Origin of the sequence: Pseudogracilibacillus auburnensis (assembly GCF_003201975.1) — a bacterium.
Lineage (GTDB): Bacteria > Bacillota > Bacilli > Bacillales > Amphibacillaceae > Pseudogracilibacillus > Pseudogracilibacillus auburnensis.
In genome coordinates, this window is sequence record NZ_QJJQ01000008.1 from 139,756 (window position 1) to 159,135 (window position 19,380).

Consider the following 19,380-nt stretch of genomic DNA (forward strand, 5'->3'; position numbering starts at 1 on the left):
ATCTTACTCATTTCTAACCGTTAACCGTTCAATACGCTTTTCTTGTTTTCCTTCTACCATTCCTTGCACATAAATACTCGGAGTATGAATTTCATCAGCTTGTAATTCTCCTACCTCTACAAGCTCCTCTACTTCAGCAATCGTACATTTCCCAGCAGCTGCCATGATAGGATTAAAGTTTTGGGCTGTTTTTCTGTAGATTAAATTGCCATGCGTATCCCCTTTCCACGCACGGACAAGACTAAAATCAGCTACTAAACTTTCTTCTAGTAAATATTCTCTTCCCGCAAACGTTCTCGTTTCCTTCCCGTCAGCAATTGGGGTACCAACGCCAGCTGGAGTATAAAAAGCTGGAATTCCTGCTCCTCCAGCACGGATCTTCTCTGCCAAAGTTCCTTGAGGTACTAATGTCACCTCCAATTCGCCACTTAATACTTGTTTTTCAAACTCTTTATTTTCCCCAACATAGGATGAAATCATTCTTTTGATTTGTTTATTCTTTAATAAAAGTCCTAACCCCCAATCATCAATACCGCAATTATTTGAAATAATAGTCAGATCCTTTACATTGGCTGCACATAAACTCTTAATTAAATTTTCAGGGATACCGACAATGCCGAAGCCCCCAACCATAATTGTCATGCCGTCTTTTATATTTGCCACCGCTTCTTCAAAACTAGTAAATATCTTCTTCACCATTTCAACCCCTTTTAATGATTTCGTTTAATAATCGTAGCTACACCCTGTCCGCCACCTATACATAGAGTTGCTAATCCATACTTTTTATTCTGACGTTTTAATTCGTGCAACAGAGTAACGAGAACCCTTGCTCCACTAGCACCAATTGGGTGACCTAAAGCGATTGCCCCACCATTCACATTGATCATATCTTTCGAAAACTGCAATTCTTTTGTAACTGCTATTGCTTGGGCTGCAAATGCCTCATTTGCTTCAATGAGATCCAATTGATTTGTTGTAATTCCGGCCTTCTTTAATGCTTTTTTCGTTGCTGGAATTGGGCCAAGCCCCATAATACTTGGATCAATAGCTGCACTTGCATTGGCGATCATAGTTGCTAAAGGGGTAAGATTCAGTTCGACAGCTTTACGATGACTCATTACAAGTACAGCTGCCGCCCCATCATTTATCCCAGATGAATTACCAGCAGTTACACTCCCCTCTTTCTTAAAAGCTGGTCTAAGCTTTCCTAACTTTTCTGCTGTAGTATCCCCCCTTACATATTCATCCGTATCAAATATGATCGTTTCTCCTTTTCGTTGTGGAATTTCTACAGGAACAATTTCTTCTTCAAATTTACCTTCTGCTATTGCCTTTGCTGCTTTAATCTGACTCCAAGCTGCAAATTGATCCTGTTCTTCCCTTGTCAGTTGATATTTTTCACTAACATTTTCTGCTGTAATTCCCATATGATAATCATTGAACGCACACCAAAGTCCATCCTTGATCATACTATCTACTAGTTTTTTATCACCCATTCGTAAACCATTTCTAGCTTCCATCGTTAAATATGGTGCTTGACTCATATTTTCCATGCCACCAGCAATGACAATTTCTGCATCGCCTGTTTTAATTGCTTGTGCAGCTAAATGTACTGCTTTTAAACCTGAACCACAGACTTTATTGATGGTTAATGCTGGCACATGTTGAGACAGACCTGCATGAATAGCTGCTTGTCGTGCTGGATTTTGACCTAGTCCGGCTTGAAGCACATTTCCCATTATCACTTCATCAATTTGATCTGCATCTAGTCCAGCCTTATCTAGAACACTTTTAATGACAATTGAGCCTAATTCTACTGCACTAATGCCCTTTAAACTTCCACCAAATGTACCAATCGGAGTTCTTGAAGCGCTTACAATCACTACGTCATTATCTAACATTTTACCCCTCCATTGTTCGAATGAATCACTCAAGTTCTTTCTAAATAAAATTTTACACGAAGTTTATCTATTAGTTAAATGAATATATGGAATATGTTATATTACAAATAGGAATAAATGGATGTTCATCATTCCATTTTACATTAATGAGAGTAAAGGAGAGGTTGTCATGGAACTGAAAGAATTGGAGCATTTCATTGCTGTAGTAGATTATGGTAGTTTTTCAAAGGCAGCAGCAAATATATATGTTTCTCAGCCAACATTAAGCAAATCAATAAAGAAATTAGAGTCAAAATTAAAGGTGAAATTATTTGAACGTTCAACTCGAAAATTGATCTTAACGGATGCAGGGAATCTTGTTTATAAACAAGCAAATAAAATATTAGGGGCTGCCAATGAACTAACCACTTTATTAGACGATTTAATGAATACACCATCTGGTGATATAAAAATAGGCATTCCTCCCTTAATTGGAACGCTTTTCTTTCCAAAAATTGCTGGAGAGTTTGGTCGTTTTAATCCGGAGGTCAACTTACAATTATTCGAACATGGTGCCAAAAAAATTGAATATTTAGTGGAAGATGGACAAGTCGATGTCGGGATAGTTGTTTTGCCAGTAAGTAATACAAAATTTAACGTTCTACCCTTCATTCAGGAACAATTTATGCTTTTTACAAATAAAAAACATCCTCTAGCGAATAAGGAGATAATTAAACTTCAAGATTTAGCACAGGAAGATTTTATTCTTTTTACGCGGGAATTTTCATTACATGGATTGATTATTCAACAATGTGAAAAAGTAGCGGGATTCTACCCGAGTATCTCTTATGAGAGCTCACAATGGGATTTAATCGCTGAACTTGTTATTGCTCAACTAGGAATTACGCTGTTACCAAAATCCATTTATACGAAGATGGATAAGAGCACAATAAACATGATTCCCATACAATCCCCTCCCATATGGAGGTTAGGTATCATTACAAAAAAAGATCGTTATCTTTCTTTTGCAGTAAGGTCATTACTACATTTTTTAACGGGGGAGTTTTCCATAAACGACAATACAGACAGATAGTTGTAAAAAATATCTGTCTGTATATTAGTGTGTGGAAAATAGTTATCATCACTGATACACGTAAAGTGACAGTTTTCTACACAATTATCCGATGACCCTATTATTATTTTCATCCGTTAATCCACAAACTCAAAATAATGATTGATCGCCTGTAGCAACTTCATTATTGTCATCTTCAATCCATTCACTAAATCCACCCGGATATAATTTAACATTTTTAAATCCCGCTTCTTTTAAAGCGACTATATTCATACAAGCAGAATTTCCTGAGCCACAGGACACGATTAGTTCTTCTTTGTTTTTTAAAGAAGCAAAGTGAGTTTCCAAATCAAGCTTATCTTTCCAAATACCATGATCCTCAAACACTTGTTTTGAATGGTAGTTTAATGCTCCTGGAATATGACCAGCCTTTTTATATGTTGGTTCAACTTCCCCTGTATATCTTTCATGGGCTCTAGAGTCGATCAAGACCGAGGTTTCGTTTCCTAAACTATCTTTGACCCCTTTTACATCTACAACTAATTCCTTTTGCAGATTAACTCGATATTTAGCGGTTTCTTCTAACTTTGGCATCGTAGCTGTAACTTCATTTCCAGCATCGACCCAAGCTGAGAAGCCCCCTTCTAAAATATACATACGTTCATGTCCCAAATATTTCATCACAACCCAAGCTTTTGAAGCGGACCGATGATTCCCTTGGTCATAAAACAAAATAGGGGTTTCATTATTAATTCCTACATCCCCTAATTTTTTCGCTAGTTTTTCAGGTTCAGGTAGAAAGGAGTCTCTCCCGGTTAAGTCAGCTTTAAAATCTAAAAATAATGCTCCTGTAATATGACTATGCTTATACGCTTCTTCCCCAGTATTAAATTGTTTATCTTTTGTTCGTACATCGATAATAACTAGCTCTATTCCATCTCTATCTTGCATTTTCTTTAATTCTTCTACATTTAGAATAATCGACAATCAATTCAACTCCTATTTTGTACATAAAAAACAATCGGTTGTATGGTCATTTATCATTCCGACTGCTTGCATAAATGAGTAACAGATAACTGGTCCAACAAATGTAAACCCACGCTTTTTTAATTCTTTACTTAAGTTTATCGACATTTCACTGGATGCGGGGACATCGGCATGTTCTCGCCAATGATGAACAATTTGTTTTCCGCCAATAAACTTCCATAAGAAAGCATGAAAACTGCCAAACTCTGCTTGTACTCGCAAAAATGCATCGGCGTTCTTTATCGTTGATTCGATTTTTCGTCGGTTACGAATAATGCCCTCGTTTTGTAATAATAATGTTTTTTCGTCTTCTCCATAATTAGCTACAATGGTTGGATCAAATTGGTCAAAGGCTTCCCGATAATTTTCACGCCTTTTTAAAATCGTAATCCAACTTAAACCAGCTTGCGCACCTTCCAATGTTAACATTTCAAACAAATAATGATCATCTGTAAAACGCTCTAAGGAACCCCATTCCTCATCATGATATTTTACATATAAGGGATCGTCTGTTACCCATGCACAACGATTTTTCTCCATTTTATTCTACCTTCGTCTCCACTTTGTTTTCTTCATAGGAAATCCAATCACTAAAACTTCCAGGGTATAATTTCACATGGTTAAACCCCGCCATTTGAAGTGCTAAAATATTAGGGCAAGCTGAAATACCAGACCCACAAGAAACAATTATTTCATCTGCTTGCTTCAAGTCTTTAAAATGCTCCTGTAATTCCGCTACACTTTTCCAGTTTCCTTTTTCATCCAAAACGTCTTGCCAAAAATAGTTTTTTGCTCCTGGAATATGACCAGCTTTTTGATACAGTGGTTCTGTTTTACCGAGATAGCGATCAAATGCCCGGGAATCAATTAAAATAGTTTCCTGTTTATCCCTATTCCTTACTTCTTCCATCGTAACGGTTGTATCGGAAGCGACCTTTGGCTGAAATACTTTCGATTTTTTCATTGGTACCTCATCCGTAACTTCATATCCATCCTGCACCCAAGCAGTATAGCCTCCATTTAAAACAAACGTTTGATCAACACCGACATACTGTAATAACCACCAAGCTCTAGCTGCGAACATTTCATTTGCCTCATCATAAATAACAACTTGCGAATGTTCATCAATGCCAAATTCACTCAGTTTTTTCGCAAATCGTTCCATATTTGGTAATGGATGATTCCCGCCATGCTCTTGGACTTCACCAGATAAATCATCTTCCAAATGTAAATAATACGCTCCCGGAATATGACTTTCTTTATATGCTTCAAAACCTTCATCAGGCCGTTGTAAATTGGAACGAACATCGATAATAACAATATCCTCTTTTTCCATTTGCTTATGTAAATGTTCCGGCGACATAATATACCCCATATCATACCCTCCATAATAGTTGCACTTTCATTTAGTTTACCATAACATTTTCATTAATTAGAAACATTAAATTTTATAGGAGGAATGATCATGATTTTAACTGACTTGCTTCAAGAAAGACTAATTCGTTACGCAAAAATTGATACACAATCAAATGAACAATCAGATACAACTCCAACAACAGAGGGACAATTTAAACTAGCTCATTTACTCGTTGAAGAGTTAAAGGAAATTGGTATGGAAGAAGTCACTGTGGATGAAAATGGGTATGTGATGGCAACCCTCCCAGCAAATACGACGAAAAGTGTTCCAACGATTGGCTTCCTCGCTCATTTAGATACAGCAACAGATTTCACTGGAAAAAATGTCAATCCACAAGTTTGGCCTAACTATGATGGGAACGATCTACTTTTAAATAAACGTTTACAAATCACGATGACGACGAACGAATATCCTGAACTAAAAACGTATAAAGGACATACATTAATAACGACAGATGGTACAACTTTGCTTGGTGCGGACAATAAAGCTGGAATCTCAGAAATAATGACTGCGATGGAATATTTAATCAATAATCCTGACATTAAACATGGTAAAATCCGAGTAGCATTTACACCAGATGAAGAGATTGGGCGTGGACCACATAAATTTGATGTCGAGCAGTTTAATGCAACATTTGCCTATACAGTGGATGGCGGCCCTCTAGGAGAGTTACAGTATGAAAGCTTTCATGCTGCAGCAGCAAAAATTATTTTTAAAGGAAATAATGTTCATCCTGGAACTGCAAAAGGCAAAATGGTACATTCCACAAAGATAGCGAACGAATTTATGAATCTTCTTCCTGAAAAAGAAGCGCCTGAATATACGGAAGGGTATGAAGGTTTTTATCATCTTATTTCCATTATAGGTGATGTGGAAAAAACAGAGCTTTATTATATCATTCGTGATTTTGATCGAGACAATTTTGCGAATAGAAAAGCAACAATGGAACGTTTTATCGAGTCTTTAAAAGAAAAATATGGACAGAACTGCATCGAGCTACATATGAATGACCAATATTTTAATATGCGAGAGAAAATCGAACCAGTAAAAGAAGTAGTGGAAATTGCTGAACGAGCGATGAAAAACTTACAAATCGAACCAATTATCGAGCCGATTCGAGGTGGTACAGATGGGTCTCAACTTTCTTATATGGGACTTCCTACTCCGAACATTTTTACAGGTGGAGAAAATTTTCACGGGAAATACGAATTTATCTCTGTCGATCATATGGAAAAGGCAGTTCACGTAATCGTCCAGATTGCAAAATTATTTGAAGAAGAAGCATAGAATAAAATGGTCTTAAGCAAATGTTATCTTTAATAAGTGAATAAAAGGAGCTTGACTTATGGGGATGTTCAAAAGGTTTTCACTACAATTTGCAAGACCAGAAGGATATCTTGGACGTGTTGCCGGTAAATTAATGGCTTCTACAGGAGTTAAAAATAACGAATGGACCATTTCTTTGTTTCAAATTAAACGTTCAGATCATGTACTCGAAATTGGTTTTGGCCCAAGTGTGGCAATTGACCTTGTTTCTAATCTTATTCCAAATGGGCAATATGTTGGGATCGATTACTCCGATGTCATGTTACAGGCAGCAAAAAAAAGAAATAAACAAGCAATTCAAGAACAACGAGTAAAATTACAGCTTGCAGATGTGAATCAATTTCCTACCTTTCACCAAAAGTTTGACAAAGTTTTTTCTGTCAATTCGATTATTTTTTGGAAAGAACCGATTGAATCATTGAAAAAAATTCGCCAAGTGATGAAACCGAACGGTCTAATTGCACTAACGGTTCTCCCTTATACGAAAGGGGCAACTGAAGAAACGTCTAAAGAGATAGGCATTGAGATTAGTCATTTTTTAACCGCGGCTGGTTTTTCACAAATACAAATAGAATTCAAGGACATAAAACATGTACCCTCTGTTTGTGTCACTGGAATGAATATAGGATAACAAATGAAGAAGATCTAGCTTCTGTTATTATACAATCTCAACTTTCGCAGAGTGAAATGAACAAAGAAGCCTTCGTAGAATGAAGCAGGATGAAGATACAGTGCTCAAATTGACTTTGGATTAACTTTTTGCTCTAAGCAGTCTGTTTACATCTAGACTCCATTACTCTTTTCGTTAAGTTCATTGCTATTATCACACATTTTAAATAAAGTAACTGCTAAGTTGTTTCCCGCTGCGGATCATTGCTTTCCGCGGGCACGGCTTCAGCCTCCTCGCGAAGAAACCACCGTTGCGGGGTCTTCAGACACGTGGGACTGGGGCTGCGCTTACTCGTCCCATTGAAGAACATTTGCTTTTCCCGCAATTCTTTACGGTGGGACGAACGGAAGTGCAGTCCCAGGAGTCAATGATCCTTCGCTTCAAACAACTACCAGAATAGTGGAAGCAAATACATCGTACTGTTTTATTAACACCATACTAGCGAAGGAAATGCACGGAGACTCCTGCGGGAGGAAAGGCCTCGGAGAGACCCCGCAATGAGCGTAGCGAATGAGGAGGCTCACCAGCCGCCCGCGGAAAGCGGAGTGTATTTCCGTAGCGGCGGTACGTTCACCACTAAAAGTTACTACACTGTTTCTCTCTTATATGAAAAAACAAGTCTTTTTGGTAGGAGAAGTATTCGCAGTACCAATCTTTTGAAAAATGGTTTAATACACCAAGTTTGTCAAGAATATAATTAGAAGCATCCCTAGCTTAAACAAGTGAACTGTTTGAGCTCATTTTATTGGTGTTACCATTTTCTTAACCGTAAATAATTGCAATTTGTTTTCATTTTATGAGAAAATAGCTATCGACATGGGGGAAATGAAAATGATAAAACGAATGATAACGATAATTTTATTGCTTGCTATTTTCTTAGTAGGATGTAGCAAAGATGAAACAGAAGAGAATGACGCAGTTAATGAAAGTGAGCCTGTAACGAAAGAGGCAGATGGAAGTGAAGAGATGGAAGGACTGCCGAACGATGATTTACAAAAAGGTTCAGAAAACGAAAGTGTACATGCGTTACAGAAAGCATTAATCGAAATTGGCTACCCAGTTGAGGAAACAGGAATATTTGATGAATTAACGACATGGGCAATTACAGATATTCAGTTGCAACAAGAGGATCTTGCTGTTAATGGAGTCTATGATCTTGCTGTTAAAAATGTCATGGAGCAAATACTTCATGGAGAACTTCAAACAAAGATTGGAAGCGGCCTAGAGCAACCAACAAATCCTAATGAATTTACTGAAACAATTGAAAATCCGTATGAAATTTTAGTCCTTGTAAATAAAAGTTATGCTTTACCAGCCGATTTTGAACCTGAAGATTTAGTCGTTCCTAATGTACCTTTTCCTTTTTCAGAAGACGATCCGAAGAAACAATTACGTCAAGAAGCGGCACATGCATTAGAACAATTATTTGCCGCAAGCAAGCGGGATGGTTTAGAGTTGTATGCCCAATCTGGATTTCGTTCCTATGATAGGCAAGAGGCCATTTTTGCATCAAATGTAGAAGCACATGGGGAAGAACATGCAAATACGTTTAGCGCTAGAGCTGGGGAAAGTGAACATCAATCTGGCCTAGTAATGGATGTCACTTCACAGGAAGTTAACTTTGATTTAATTACCGATTTTGGTGACACAAATGAAGGAAAATGGCTCAAAGACTATGCACACGAATACGGCTTTATTGTCCGCTATCCTGAAGGGAAAGAAAATATAACGAAATACCAATACGAACCATGGCACTTACGTTATGTCGGTAAAAAAGTGGCGGAAGAAATTACAGCGAACGATTTAACATTAGAAGAATACTTAGGTGCCAAGTAACAATATAGTCGTAGTGTACACACACTATGGCTTTTTATTTTTGATCAATGATGGAGTCGATAAAATGCCTTGGTGAGTTTTCAAAGAAAGAAATATAATGCATCATATGCTTTTTAGGAAATAATTCTTGGCGAACTTGTTTTCTTGTCATCCCTTTATTATGTAAAAATAACACTTCTTGTTGCAAGCTAATTAAATAATCTAATTTCGTCTTAAGCGCTTTTTTACCATTGAAAATGACTCCAGCATGTGAACAGATATACGTATCGAAATCATATGCTAACACTTTACGTAATGAATGAATTAGTTTAGGGACAGACTCGAATTTGAACATACTTTTTGGTTTCGGGTGGACGTATAGATCTCCACCAAACAACCAGCCTTTTTCCTTATTATATAAAGCGATATGATCATCGGCATGTCCAGGTGTATGAATCACTTCCCATACATAATGTTCTGATTGAAATGTATCACTTAGCTCTTTTGCGTGAAAAGCTGGTCTTTTCCCCCAAAACACACGGCGATAGAGTGGTAATCTTGCTTTTTTTTGACCATAAGTAGCTCCCAATGGATGCATATGAATTGTCGCATCTTTATTATGCTTGAGCCAGTAGGCTAAACCAGTATGATCTTCATGATGATGTGTCAAGATGACATCATTAATATCCCATTGCTCAAACAGTGAGATCAGGCTTTTTTGTTTTCTATTTGGTCCTGTATCAATCAATAGGTGATCGATCAAAAATACAGAAACTTGTAATGTTTGTCCGCCAAGCGAAACCGTTAATTCAGCTTGTAATAAATCTTCGTAAGACTTTACTTTCATTGTTTCACCTCAACTTGTTAAAACGGCTTTACAATCATTAATCCAATAATGATGAAAAAAATGGTATTCGTGATTCGTTCATAAAAAAATAATTGACTCGCTAATTTGTAGTATTGTGCTGGAATTTCCTCCCCTTCATATTCTTCCAGTAATTTTTTAATCGGTTTAGACTTCGGAGATAGCACGATCGGTCCTGCTCCTAATGCAATAAGAAAAAGAAGTAAGCTACTAATAAACCATATTTGTTGAAATAAATACGGTTGTAATAATCCCATCCAAACGCCTGTTACGATGAGTGAAGTTCCACCTACCATCACAAAAACATGGATCCGATTACGAATCATATAAGCATGTTTTAATTCAGTCATATTTTTAGCCTTTGTCACAATATAAATCATACTAAATCCGGGACCAAGTCCGACGATTGCAGAAAATACGTGGATAAGGACAAGAATATCATAAAAGGACATACAAATAACCTCCAAGCTGCTTTTAGTCTACATGAATAACATACACTATTTCAACAATTGGAGGTGTGATTATATTCACTTTTTTGATGCGCTTTTTTAAAGTTCTCCAACATACCGATCCAAAATAGTATCAATACTCTCTCCATACGACTCCCCAAATAAGTTTAAATGTGCCAATAAATAATAGAGTTGATAGATTGGTTTTACATCTTCATAATCTTTCCGGAGTGGATAACTTTCATGATAGGATTCATAAAATTTACTCGGAAACCCACCGAATAATTCCGTATAAGCAATTTCAAAATGGCGATCACCATATAAGAAAGATGGATCAACAAGATATGGCTCACCACCAGGACCAACAATCCAGTTCCCAATATATAAGTCGCCATGTAGATGGGATGGTTCAACAAAACTCGGTACCCATTCATCTAGACGTTCAGAGAGTTGTTCCAGCTGTTTCCGCCTCTTATCTTTTATTAATCCTTTTTCAATTCCTTGCTCCATCTGGGAACCTAAACGTTTTTTTCGATAATAATCAAGCCAATTGGCATTTAATTCATTTGGTTGTGGTAAAAGACCGATATAAGTGTCTGTTTGAAACCCATGCATTCTACCAAAACTTTGGTGAAGTTCTGCTAATTTTTGCCCCAAAATTTCTTCTGTTTCATCCGACTTCTTTCCTTCAATCCATTCTAATAATAGAAATGCATTTCCAGGTTGGTCTGAATAAGAAAGGTAATTAGGAACAGAAATCGTATCTGTTTCTTTAATTAATCGGAGACCTGTTGCTTCATTTTTAAAAAAGCTTTTTGGAGAATTGGCGTGAAACTTCATAAAAAATTCTGCATCTTCTGTGCGCACATAAAATGCCTCGTTAATGGAACCACCTTTAATTTTTTTGATTGTCTGTAAGCCTGAGTAATCCCGCCCATTTTCTAACGCTATTTTAGCGAGCTGTTCCATATTATCCATTCTCATGTCGTTGTTCCCACATTTTCATTGGATTTTCTAGGGTTTCATCAAGCGGCATATGTTTCATCACGAGTGTACGTTCTTCGTTTGGTTTTCCTAAATCATGATATATTACTTTAGACGCTCCCATTCCTACCTCTGCGGCATCTTCAATAGAAGCACAATAATATACGTCCGTTATTCCAACATAGTACATGGAAGTAAGACACATTGGACAAGGCTCACCGCTTGCATACATGGTATACCCACTTAAATCATGAGTTTGATATTGAGCTTGAGCTTTTCTAATTGCAATGAGTTCTGCATGACCACTTACATCGTATTTTTTATGTAGTTCATTGACACCTTCTGCAACAATTTCGTTATTCTTAACGAGTACTGCACCAAATGGTCCACCACCTTCTCGAACATTGTCGGCAGCGATTTGGACCGCTCTTTTCATAAAATGATCCACTCTAATCCCCCCAAAGCAATATACATACATTCATCTTATAACAATTTGTTCACAAGTTCCATTTTTATCATTATAGAAAGGTTGTTCAAAAGTCCAACAAAAATGACACATTGAATTTCTGCGTTGGCAGTTAAGAAAGGATAAATCCTTTCTTACTGCTCACTGGCTAAAGGCGCGACGTCCTGTCGTTCCCACAAAGCACTTCGATGGGACGAGCATTTAGCGGAGTCCCAAAGCACTTCGATGGGACGAGTAAGCGCAGTACCAGAACGTGGCGCTTTTATCCAGTGGAACTTTTTAGGTCCTCTTTTATCGGTCTTTTTGAACACGCACTAATATAAAAATGGAGGGACTTTCAGGGGGAGACAAATTGTTATTCATAATGTATTTTCATATCTCCTTCTTTAATCCATCCAAGATTTCTAAAAATAATGGTAACCATTAAACTAATGAAAGCAGGTGCTAGTATATGTAAGATGAGTACTTGCCAAAAAACTGGGAGTGTAAAACCCATCGTTTCAAATGCCATGATTTGTCCAACCAATCCACTCGTCCCCATTCCGGCTCCTGCTGTATTATTCGTCATTTTTAACCAGGCTGTTCCAATTGGGGCTAATAGAATACCAGCAATGGTTGGTGGTATAAGGATGACTGGTTTTCTTAAAATATTCGGCACTTGTAACATCGATGTACCAATTGCTTGGGCAAGAAAACCACCAATTCCATTGTCTCTATAACTTGCTGCTGCAAATCCCATCATTTGTGCAGAACAACCAATTGCAGCTGCACCTGCTGCAAGTCCATCAAGTGAAAGCATAAAAGCGATCGCGACACTTGAGATCGGTGCTGTTAATGCCCATCCCATCAGTACTGCTACTAGTATCCCCATTAAGAATGGTCGTTGTGTCGTCGACCAATTAATTATTTCACCAAACCAAATCATAAACGTGTTGATCGGAATCCCAATAAATTTTCCCGTAAAAAATCCGATAAAAATCGTTATAAATGGTGTCACAATAATATCTACCCTTGTTAGTTTGTAAACAAGCTTTCCACATTCGGTTGCCAGCACAACAGCAACATAACTCCCAGCTGGACCACCAAGTTCCGCTCCAAATGCACCGGCAAAAAGTGCCGAAAACAATACGAGTGGAGGAGCTTTTAATCCGTAAGCAATTGCAACTCCAATAGCTCCTCCCATGATTTTGCTGTCCATCGCAAATGTACCCATTTCGATCAAGACCGATCCGATTGATAGAAAAGATAATGCCTCCAACTGTTCTCCGGCGGTTTTCATGATTAATCCAATAATTAAGGAAGAGAATAGTCCTAATGCCATATAACTTAACGCGGTAATAAAATATTCTCGTGCAGATAGTGAGATACCTTTTCTTTGTAAGTAACTTTTCATTTTTACAACCCTTCTTTTGTCCATATTCTAGAGCTTTACATGTGTCTTGTCACCTATCTATTATCTTATAAATGAGAGAAAATGCAAGCATTCTTTTTTAAAGGATGTTCATCCAGTGTTTTGTCGGATGAAAAAGTATAGATAGTAAATTTCGAGAGATAATGACCTTTTACGAGGGACAACAACATAGCCTAGACGAAGAGGAAAAAAACGGAAAGTGCACGGTTCCAATGCTTTAGTGGAACATAATCGTAAAAAAAATCTATGATAGAAGTATACAGTGTGAAAGCTATACTAGTTGCTATCCATTTGTTATTTCGCTATAATTTGTATCACTATCGACATTAATCTAATACATATATATTATGGGGGTATTACTCATGAATATTACAGATAAACCATCTGCACTTGCGACAGTCATTAAAGAAAGACGTGCAGTAAAAAAAGGATATACAGATAAAAAAGTGGAAGAAAAAACTGTTCGAGAACTGCTAAATGATGCCATTTGGGCACCAACACATGGAATGAGACAGCCTTGGCGTTTTATTTTTATAGATAAGGATCAACTTCCATCTTTTGCAAAAAAAGTAGCTTCTACTTACGAAGAAAATATGCAACAAAATCGAGAAGAATATTTAAATGAGCCCAATGCAATTCTTGTGGTTACAATGGAAGAACCAGAAGCACAAAAGCAGTGGGATGAAAACTTCGGGGCAGTTGCAAGTCTTATTCAAAACTTTTGGTTACTCGCATGGGAACAAAAACTTGGCGTTGTTTGGAAAACAAATCCACATATATATGATCCAAACGTAAAAGAAATTTTGGACGTTGCTAATAATGAAAAAATAGTTGGCTTTATCCATCTTGGTTATTTTGATGAACAACCAATAACAAAAGACCGTATTACTGTTGATGAGAAATTTTCAACGTATAAAGGATAATAAAAATTGCCTGAAAGCCTCCCATTCTAAGGGGTCTTTTCAGGCGATTTTCATAAAATAATAGTTAACTATTATTATGAAGTACTCCTAAAGAGAGTTTAAATAAACTTTATTACATTTTTCAATTAATTATCACCCACAATAACCTCATCTCCATTTTAAAAAGGGAAGGAACAACCCATCGCAAATTCTTAAAACTATTTATTCAAAAGGTAAGTGTTTGGATCCTTCATTGAGTCACCCAACCTTTTCCCAGGAAATACCTTCTTACCTATGTTGTTACGATTATTTGATTGTTGTGAACACATCTGTCACGTTATCAGCTTCCCAACCAGAATAACTTCTAGTTGTTACTTCTCATACGCCTCTACAATCTGTACATGATCCTTATTGAAGATTCATTCTGCATTTGTTTCGTTCACTTGTACCTCTGTCGTTTGCGGCACTTCATCTTTATAAGGCTTAATATATGTTTCACGAAGTTCATGACGCATCCACCCCATGATGCCGAGTACTAAAATAAAAGAAGCAAGTGACATCATAAAATATTTTCGCTTATCATGCTTCATTAATAAATATAAGAAAAATAGTAATATCATTGTTACAAAAATGGAGCTAAGTAGTAATCCCGTAAGGAAAGGATCATCCCCCATATAGAGCAACCGAATCTCTCTCTCAAAATTCATTAATAGCCACGTTCCTGCAATAAATTGTAATGCGGTAGTTCCGATCATCACTTGCAATCCTAACCTTTTTCCTTGCTTTTGCATACATAAATTTGCTTTACTCTGTTCGTTTTTACCATTTTTCTTCTGTAAGCGATTATTCCAAAAGTATAAATAAAAACCGGCAATCGCGAAGCTCGCTAAGATAAAATGTATGTAGCGTTGCCATACTTGTGGATAATAAGTAAGTGCATGGAAAAAGCCTTTTGACTCCTCCCACATATCCGGGTATAACATGGACACAACGTTCACGATAAAAATGAGTGGAACAAATAACAACATTGCACTTCCCACCGCACCAATCAAAACGTGAACCCGTTTTTTACGGATATGGGTCATCTTATCCCAAGTGAATTTATATGCATACAGAAATAAAAATGCAACAAGTAAAATAAGCAGTAATGATAACCATGCTTTTCCGATAAGGATCGTCGAAGGATAAAAATATTGTGTATAAAGAACACTAATTAATAAAAGTGGTGCAATCCCCATAACGACCGCAATACTTTTTAATATCGATGTATGTGTGGCAAGTTGTGCTGCTAACATATCGTCTTCCGCCCTTTTCGTTCGAATGCCTTTTATCTCCTGAACAACAGCCAGCGCCGATGAGCCAACCGTAATATTGACAAATAAAATATGAATTAAAAAGCTAACGACAATCAATACTTCAAAAAATCCAACATTACCGGGAATCACTAATTCAAGATCTTCTGGAATAATGGAAATAACATACAACATCTATTCATCCTCTCCCTTCGCTTCGACATTGTTTTGCCTTTCCTCATTCGCTACTTTATGCAAAAAGTGGGCCAACGCTTTTTGTTCTTCTTCGGTTCCGACAAAAGGTGGCATAAAAGGCCTCGTTTCGTGCAATGTATCAATATATGTATCAATCGCTTCCTCGGTCCAGCCGTTTAACCTAGTTGCAAACGCTCTTTTTTCACGCCAACCATCTACTGTATGGCAAGCTAAACATTGCCCCTTATACAGCTCTTCCCCTGCTTCATAAAGATTGTCTTCCGTCACTTCCTCAACTGCCGCAAAAGTGGAATTCGGTAAATATCCTTCTTCGTTATATTTTTCAGCATCTTTTTCTACTACACCGTTCGCGTACATATAATCATAAATAATAAACGGTTTTCTAACTGACTCTCGCACCATTTCAAACTCGGCGATAAAACCCATCGACGAAAAGAAAACTGCCAATGAAAGAATGATCGAAATTCTACCTGGCTTAAACAACATCCACAGACCAAATATAATAAAAACGATGAGACCTGCGATATTTACCCAAGTAAAGATCCCTTTCGTCATTCCTGTTGACCAGACGATTAAATCGTACGCTTCTTGAGGAATGTTAAATAAATACCACACACCCGTTAACAATAGCAATGGTAATGAAACTGCGTTAATTTTCCCAAAAACAGCAAAAACATCTATTTGCACATTTTTATCCTTAATGAAAAATCGAACAAAGATAGAAACAAGTGCAACAGCTAAGACAATAGCAATAAATGTTCGGAATCCAAGCGACGGTAAGTAAGTTGGATTAAAAAACGCATTCCAAAACGATAATGTCTCTGCCCATTTTCCTGGCGTTAGTTTTGCTGATAAAATACCAGTAATAATGGCAGCTGTTAGCCAACCTAATAAGACGAGTACCATTCCAATTCGATTGTGGATATAACGCTTCGCCCCCTTCCATTTATCCCATGTGTAAAAATAGACAAGAAGTAATACAACTTCCGTAATAAAAACAATCCACTCAACAAACCACGCCCAGAAAAAAATTCTAAGAAGTGATCCGATTGAATCTGGTTGAATCACCGTTGTACTAAACCAAATTCCAACACCTGTTAACGCTCCAACAGTCGTTGTAATAATTAATATCCATTTACTAAACTTTTTTGCTACATCAATTAATCCTTCCTTATTTTTTTTCATCCCAACGTATTCTAACGAAACCATTAACGTTGTTGCACCAATTGCTATCCCATGACTGACGATTACGTGTACAATTGCGATGACAGCAATAACTGAACCATTTCCAAACCATGGAAACTCTACGACTGGAAAATCCATTTCCTTTCCCTCCAAAAATTATTTTACTTCCCGACTACCCTCCCATTGTTGATAATTGTTTTAATTTGTTTAGTATAACAATTTCAATCATAACAAAATAATACAGTTTAAAATTTTCATTTATCAATAATCAGCAACAATTTTGTTACATTTTGATTAACTTTTTTATAATCTAACATCGTGTTTTTCGAGAATAATTTAATCAACAAATCCCTTGACAGTAGAGAAATTTTCATTTATGCTATTTGTAACTTAAAATTTAGCGATGAGAAAGAAGAGTAATCTAATTTTAAACACTTTAGAGAGCTAGGACTGGTGGAAACTAGCGTGTTTATGTAGATGAATGGGCTTTTGAGCTTTCAAACCGAACCTTTTTAAAGAAGTAGGCTTTGACGGTCGTCTCCCGTTATAAGAGACAAATAGATTAGAAACGATCTATTTATCAAAGTGAGCTAGAAATAGCTAATAAAGGTGGTACCGCGAATCCTCGTCCTTTTTCGGATGAAGGTTTTTTTGTTTTTCTAGATAATTTTATAGATAAATCAATGCGTAAGAAGAGTACACTTTTTTAAAGCATGTAAGAGAGCTAGGGGCTGGTGGAATCCTAGTATGCGGAAAAAGTCGAATGGCCTTACAAGAGTTTTCCCGAAAATATTGATGACTAGTAGGGAAAAACGTTATTCCGACGTTACACGGATAGGATATCGGATAAACTCCTGTATCTGAAAAGAGATGAAGAGTAGTGTAGTTACTCTTTAACTTGAGGTGGCACCGCGACTAGTAAATCGTCCTCTACAAACACTTTTAATAGTGTTTGTAGAGGTTTTTTATTTTCTAAAGATACATCTTATTTGGAGGTATGAAGATGATTACACATAAACTTGAGTATAAAATGGTAGAAAAAAATGCAGATATTTTAACACCTGTTGGGATTTTTAAACGACTTCAAGGTGAGAAGAAATTTTTACTTGAAAGTTCTTTCCAACATGAAACGAAAGGAAAATATTCTTATATTGGTGCTGAACCATATGAAGAAATAATTGGCTATGGTAACGAAACGAAAGTGATTAATGTAAAAACGAAGGAAGAAAAAACGGTACCTTATCATGCTTTACACTATTTAAAAAAGCATCTCCCGAAGCTAGACCTTGACATGCCACTCCCCTTTACAGGCGGTGCAATCGGATATGTTGGTTATGATGCCATTAGGCAATTCGCACCAATTGGTGATGAGTTAACAGATGAATTAAACATGCCTGACTTTCATTTTATGATGTATCAAACGATTATTGTGTATGAGCACCGTACAGAAAAGGCACATATCGTAACGATGAATATCGATCATGTTTCCGAAAATACATTAGATGAACGATTACAAAAAATCAACAGTGACCTAGATAAGCAAGTTATTATTCCAGATCCGGAAGCAAATAAAGTCATGTTTGAAGCCCAAATTTCTAAAGCGACGTTTATCGATCATGTAAAAAGAGCGCAAAGCTATATTAAATCTGGTGAAGCATCACAAATCGTCTTATCACAACGAATGATTGCTGAGCTGAACGGTGATCCGTTCTCCTTTTACCGACAGCTTCGAACTGCAAATCCGTCGCCGTATATGTTTTATATCGATTTCACCGACTATATTATTATCGGTGCATCACCCGAGAGTCTTGTGCAAACGACAGGTCGCAATGTTGTAACAAACCCTATTGCAGGAACAAGACCACGAGGTAAAACAGCAACAGAAGATGACACATTACAACAAGAATTATTAGCAGATAAAAAAGAGCTTTCTGAACATGAAATGCTCGTTGAGTTAAGTAAAACGGATTTAAACGATGTTTGTGAAGTTGAAAGTATCCATGTACCTGTCTATATGGAGGTTGTGAAGTATGAACATGTCATGCATATCGTTTCCGAAGTACATGGTACGTTGAAAGAAAGCAAGTCGAGTATGGATGCTTTAATTGCCTGTTTACCTGCTGGAACAGTTTCTGGTTCACCGAAAGTTCGTGCGATGCAAATTATTAATGAAATTGAAACGGAGCGAAGAGGATTTTACGCTGGTGGTATAGGTTATATTACGTACAACCACGATATTAATTTAGCGATCGCCATTCGATCTCTCGTCGTTAAAAATGGTCGTGCCTATTTACAAACAGGTGCAGGAATTGTCGAGGATTCCGTACCAGAAAATGAATATGTTGAAACACTTCATAAAGCAAAATCATTAACGAATTTAAATGGAAAATAATCATTCTTGGAG

Annotated in this window: 18 protein-coding genes and 2 other annotated features; of the genes, 6 read left to right on the forward strand and 12 right to left on the reverse strand. The window is 36.9% G+C overall.

Features of this window, described 5'->3' with window-relative positions:
• Nucleotides 1-3 precede the first annotated feature (3 nt).
• Both DFR56_RS12260 and DFR56_RS12265 read right to left on the reverse strand, forming a co-directional pair.
• Nucleotides 4-696 carry a CoA transferase subunit A gene (locus DFR56_RS12260; RefSeq protein ID WP_110395730.1) on the reverse strand — a complete coding sequence of 231 codons (693 nt, stop codon included), beginning with the start codon at nucleotides 694-696 and terminating at the stop codon, nucleotides 4-6.
• Nucleotides 697-710: 14 nt separating this feature from the next.
• Nucleotides 711-1,901, reverse strand: coding sequence for an acetyl-CoA C-acetyltransferase (locus tag DFR56_RS12265; protein ID WP_110395731.1), 1,191 nt, complete (start codon nucleotides 1,899-1,901; stop codon nucleotides 711-713).
• 169 nt (nucleotides 1,902-2,070) lie between these two features.
• Here DFR56_RS12265 and DFR56_RS12270 point away from each other — a divergent pair, with 169 nt between their 5' ends.
• A complete protein-coding gene (locus tag DFR56_RS12270) occupies nucleotides 2,071-2,973 on the forward strand; it encodes a LysR family transcriptional regulator (protein ID WP_110395732.1) in 903 nt (300 codons plus the stop codon).
• A 129-nt stretch (nucleotides 2,974-3,102) separates the two neighbouring features.
• Here the strand turns inward: DFR56_RS12270 and DFR56_RS12275 are convergent, their stop codons facing one another.
• The 3 genes from DFR56_RS12275 to DFR56_RS12285 are packed head-to-tail and all read right to left on the reverse strand — an operon-like array spanning nucleotide 3,103 to nucleotide 5,353.
• The gene (locus DFR56_RS12275) at nucleotides 3,103-3,939 is read right to left on the reverse strand and encodes a sulfurtransferase (protein ID WP_110395733.1); all 837 of its coding nucleotides are present in this window, start codon (nucleotides 3,937-3,939) and stop codon (nucleotides 3,103-3,105) included.
• Nucleotides 3,940-3,951: 12 nt separating this feature from the next.
• A complete protein-coding gene (locus tag DFR56_RS12280) occupies nucleotides 3,952-4,518 on the reverse strand; it encodes a DNA-3-methyladenine glycosylase I (protein WP_110395734.1) in 567 nt (188 codons plus the stop codon).
• A 1-nt stretch (nucleotide 4,519) separates the two neighbouring features.
• A complete protein-coding gene (locus DFR56_RS12285; protein WP_110395735.1) occupies nucleotides 4,520-5,353 on the reverse strand; it encodes a sulfurtransferase in 834 nt (277 codons plus the stop codon).
• A gap of 90 nt (nucleotides 5,354-5,443) precedes the next feature.
• On the opposite strand from DFR56_RS12285, the gene pepT reads away from it, so the two are divergent.
• The 3 genes from pepT (at nucleotide 5,444) to DFR56_RS12300 (ending at nucleotide 9,227) form a co-directional block, all read left to right on the forward strand.
• Nucleotides 5,444-6,682, forward strand: a complete 1,239-nt coding sequence (gene pepT, locus DFR56_RS12290; RefSeq protein ID WP_110395736.1) for a peptidase T — start codon at nucleotides 5,444-5,446, stop codon at nucleotides 6,680-6,682.
• Between the two features lie 58 nt (nucleotides 6,683-6,740).
• Nucleotides 6,741-7,352, forward strand: a complete 612-nt coding sequence (locus DFR56_RS12295) for a class I SAM-dependent methyltransferase (protein ID WP_110395737.1) — start codon at nucleotides 6,741-6,743, stop codon at nucleotides 7,350-7,352.
• 870 nt (nucleotides 7,353-8,222) lie between these two features.
• Complete coding sequence (locus tag DFR56_RS12300; RefSeq protein WP_110395738.1) at nucleotides 8,223-9,227, forward strand: D-alanyl-D-alanine carboxypeptidase family protein; 1,005 nt, start codon at nucleotides 8,223-8,225, stop codon at nucleotides 9,225-9,227.
• A gap of 34 nt (nucleotides 9,228-9,261) precedes the next feature.
• Here DFR56_RS12300 and DFR56_RS12305 read toward each other — a convergent pair whose 3' ends face one another.
• From DFR56_RS12305 to DFR56_RS12325, 5 genes are all read right to left on the reverse strand, one after another.
• Entirely contained in the window at nucleotides 9,262-10,053 is a 792-nt protein-coding gene (locus DFR56_RS12305; protein WP_110395739.1) for an MBL fold metallo-hydrolase, read from the reverse strand.
• A gap of 17 nt (nucleotides 10,054-10,070) precedes the next feature.
• Nucleotides 10,071-10,523 (reverse strand): DUF2269 family protein, encoded by a 453-nt coding sequence (locus tag DFR56_RS12310; protein WP_110395740.1) that lies wholly within the window; start codon nucleotides 10,521-10,523, stop codon nucleotides 10,071-10,073.
• 96 nt (nucleotides 10,524-10,619) lie between these two features.
• Nucleotides 10,620-11,504 (reverse strand): fructosamine kinase family protein, encoded by an 885-nt coding sequence (locus DFR56_RS12315; RefSeq protein ID WP_242694571.1) that lies wholly within the window; start codon nucleotides 11,502-11,504, stop codon nucleotides 10,620-10,622.
• A complete protein-coding gene (locus tag DFR56_RS12320; protein ID WP_110395741.1) occupies nucleotides 11,491-11,952 on the reverse strand; it encodes a nucleoside deaminase in 462 nt (153 codons plus the stop codon). The genes DFR56_RS12315 and DFR56_RS12320 overlap by 14 nt, the downstream gene beginning before the upstream one ends.
• Before the next feature lie 373 nt (nucleotides 11,953-12,325).
• Nucleotides 12,326-13,363 carry a PTS sugar transporter subunit IIC gene (locus DFR56_RS12325; protein ID WP_110395742.1) on the reverse strand — a complete coding sequence of 346 codons (1,038 nt, stop codon included), beginning with the start codon at nucleotides 13,361-13,363 and terminating at the stop codon, nucleotides 12,326-12,328.
• 380 nt (nucleotides 13,364-13,743) lie between these two features.
• On the opposite strand from DFR56_RS12325, the gene DFR56_RS12330 reads away from it, so the two are divergent.
• Entirely contained in the window at nucleotides 13,744-14,304 is a 561-nt protein-coding gene (locus DFR56_RS12330; protein ID WP_110395743.1) for a nitroreductase family protein, read from the forward strand.
• Nucleotides 14,305-14,702: 398 nt separating this feature from the next.
• On the opposite strand, the gene DFR56_RS12335 is transcribed toward DFR56_RS12330, so the two are convergent.
• Together DFR56_RS12335 and DFR56_RS12340 are read right to left on the reverse strand one after the other, a co-directional pair.
• Complete coding sequence (locus DFR56_RS12335; RefSeq protein ID WP_110395744.1) at nucleotides 14,703-15,770, reverse strand: cytochrome ubiquinol oxidase subunit I; 1,068 nt, start codon at nucleotides 15,768-15,770, stop codon at nucleotides 14,703-14,705.
• Nucleotides 15,771-17,114, reverse strand: coding sequence for a c-type cytochrome (locus DFR56_RS12340; protein ID WP_110395745.1), 1,344 nt, complete (start codon nucleotides 17,112-17,114; stop codon nucleotides 15,771-15,773).
• A gap of 256 nt (nucleotides 17,115-17,370) precedes the next feature.
• Nucleotides 17,371-17,612, forward strand: a binding site (T-box leader).
• A 38-nt stretch (nucleotides 17,613-17,650) separates the two neighbouring features.
• Nucleotides 17,651-17,910 (forward strand) — a binding site (T-box leader).
• Between the two features lie 69 nt (nucleotides 17,911-17,979).
• Here DFR56_RS12340 and trpE point away from each other — a divergent pair.
• The gene (trpE, locus tag DFR56_RS12345; protein WP_110395746.1) at nucleotides 17,980-19,368 is read left to right on the forward strand and encodes an anthranilate synthase component I; all 1,389 of its coding nucleotides are present in this window, start codon (nucleotides 17,980-17,982) and stop codon (nucleotides 19,366-19,368) included.
• Nucleotides 19,369-19,380: the final 12 nt, after the last annotated feature.

What these genes read in the sequence shown, in the direction of transcription:
- DFR56_RS12300 (WP_110395738.1), top strand. Translation starts at nt 8,223, where the DNA reads ATGATAAAACGAATGATAACGATAATTTTATTGCTTGCTATTTTCTTA.
- DFR56_RS12265 (WP_110395731.1), bottom strand. Translation starts at nt 1,901, where the DNA reads ATGTTAGATAATGACGTAGTGATTGTAAGCGCTTCAAGAACTCCGATT.
- DFR56_RS12270 (WP_110395732.1), top strand. Translation starts at nt 2,071, where the DNA reads ATGGAACTGAAAGAATTGGAGCATTTCATTGCTGTAGTAGATTATGGT.
- DFR56_RS12315 (WP_242694571.1), bottom strand. Translation starts at nt 11,504, where the DNA reads ATGAGAATGGATAATATGGAACAGCTCGCTAAAATAGCGTTAGAAAAT.
- DFR56_RS12280 (WP_110395734.1), bottom strand. Translation starts at nt 4,518, where the DNA reads ATGGAGAAAAATCGTTGTGCATGGGTAACAGACGATCCCTTATATGTA.
- DFR56_RS12305 (WP_110395739.1), bottom strand. Translation starts at nt 10,053, where the DNA reads ATGAAAGTAAAGTCTTACGAAGATTTATTACAAGCTGAATTAACGGTT.
- DFR56_RS12285 (WP_110395735.1), bottom strand. Translation starts at nt 5,353, where the DNA reads ATGGGGTATATTATGTCGCCGGAACATTTACATAAGCAAATGGAAAAA.
- DFR56_RS12310 (WP_110395740.1), bottom strand. Translation starts at nt 10,523, where the DNA reads ATGTCCTTTTATGATATTCTTGTCCTTATCCACGTATTTTCTGCAATC.
- DFR56_RS12340 (WP_110395745.1), bottom strand. Translation starts at nt 17,114, where the DNA reads ATGGATTTTCCAGTCGTAGAGTTTCCATGGTTTGGAAATGGTTCAGTT.
- DFR56_RS12325 (WP_110395742.1), bottom strand. Translation starts at nt 13,363, where the DNA reads ATGAAAAGTTACTTACAAAGAAAAGGTATCTCACTATCTGCACGAGAA.
- pepT (WP_110395736.1), top strand. Translation starts at nt 5,444, where the DNA reads ATGATTTTAACTGACTTGCTTCAAGAAAGACTAATTCGTTACGCAAAA.
- trpE (WP_110395746.1), top strand. Translation starts at nt 17,980, where the DNA reads ATGATTACACATAAACTTGAGTATAAAATGGTAGAAAAAAATGCAGAT.
- DFR56_RS12295 (WP_110395737.1), top strand. Translation starts at nt 6,741, where the DNA reads ATGGGGATGTTCAAAAGGTTTTCACTACAATTTGCAAGACCAGAAGGA.
- DFR56_RS12330 (WP_110395743.1), top strand. Translation starts at nt 13,744, where the DNA reads ATGAATATTACAGATAAACCATCTGCACTTGCGACAGTCATTAAAGAA.
- DFR56_RS12335 (WP_110395744.1), bottom strand. Translation starts at nt 15,770, where the DNA reads ATGTTGTATGTTATTTCCATTATTCCAGAAGATCTTGAATTAGTGATT.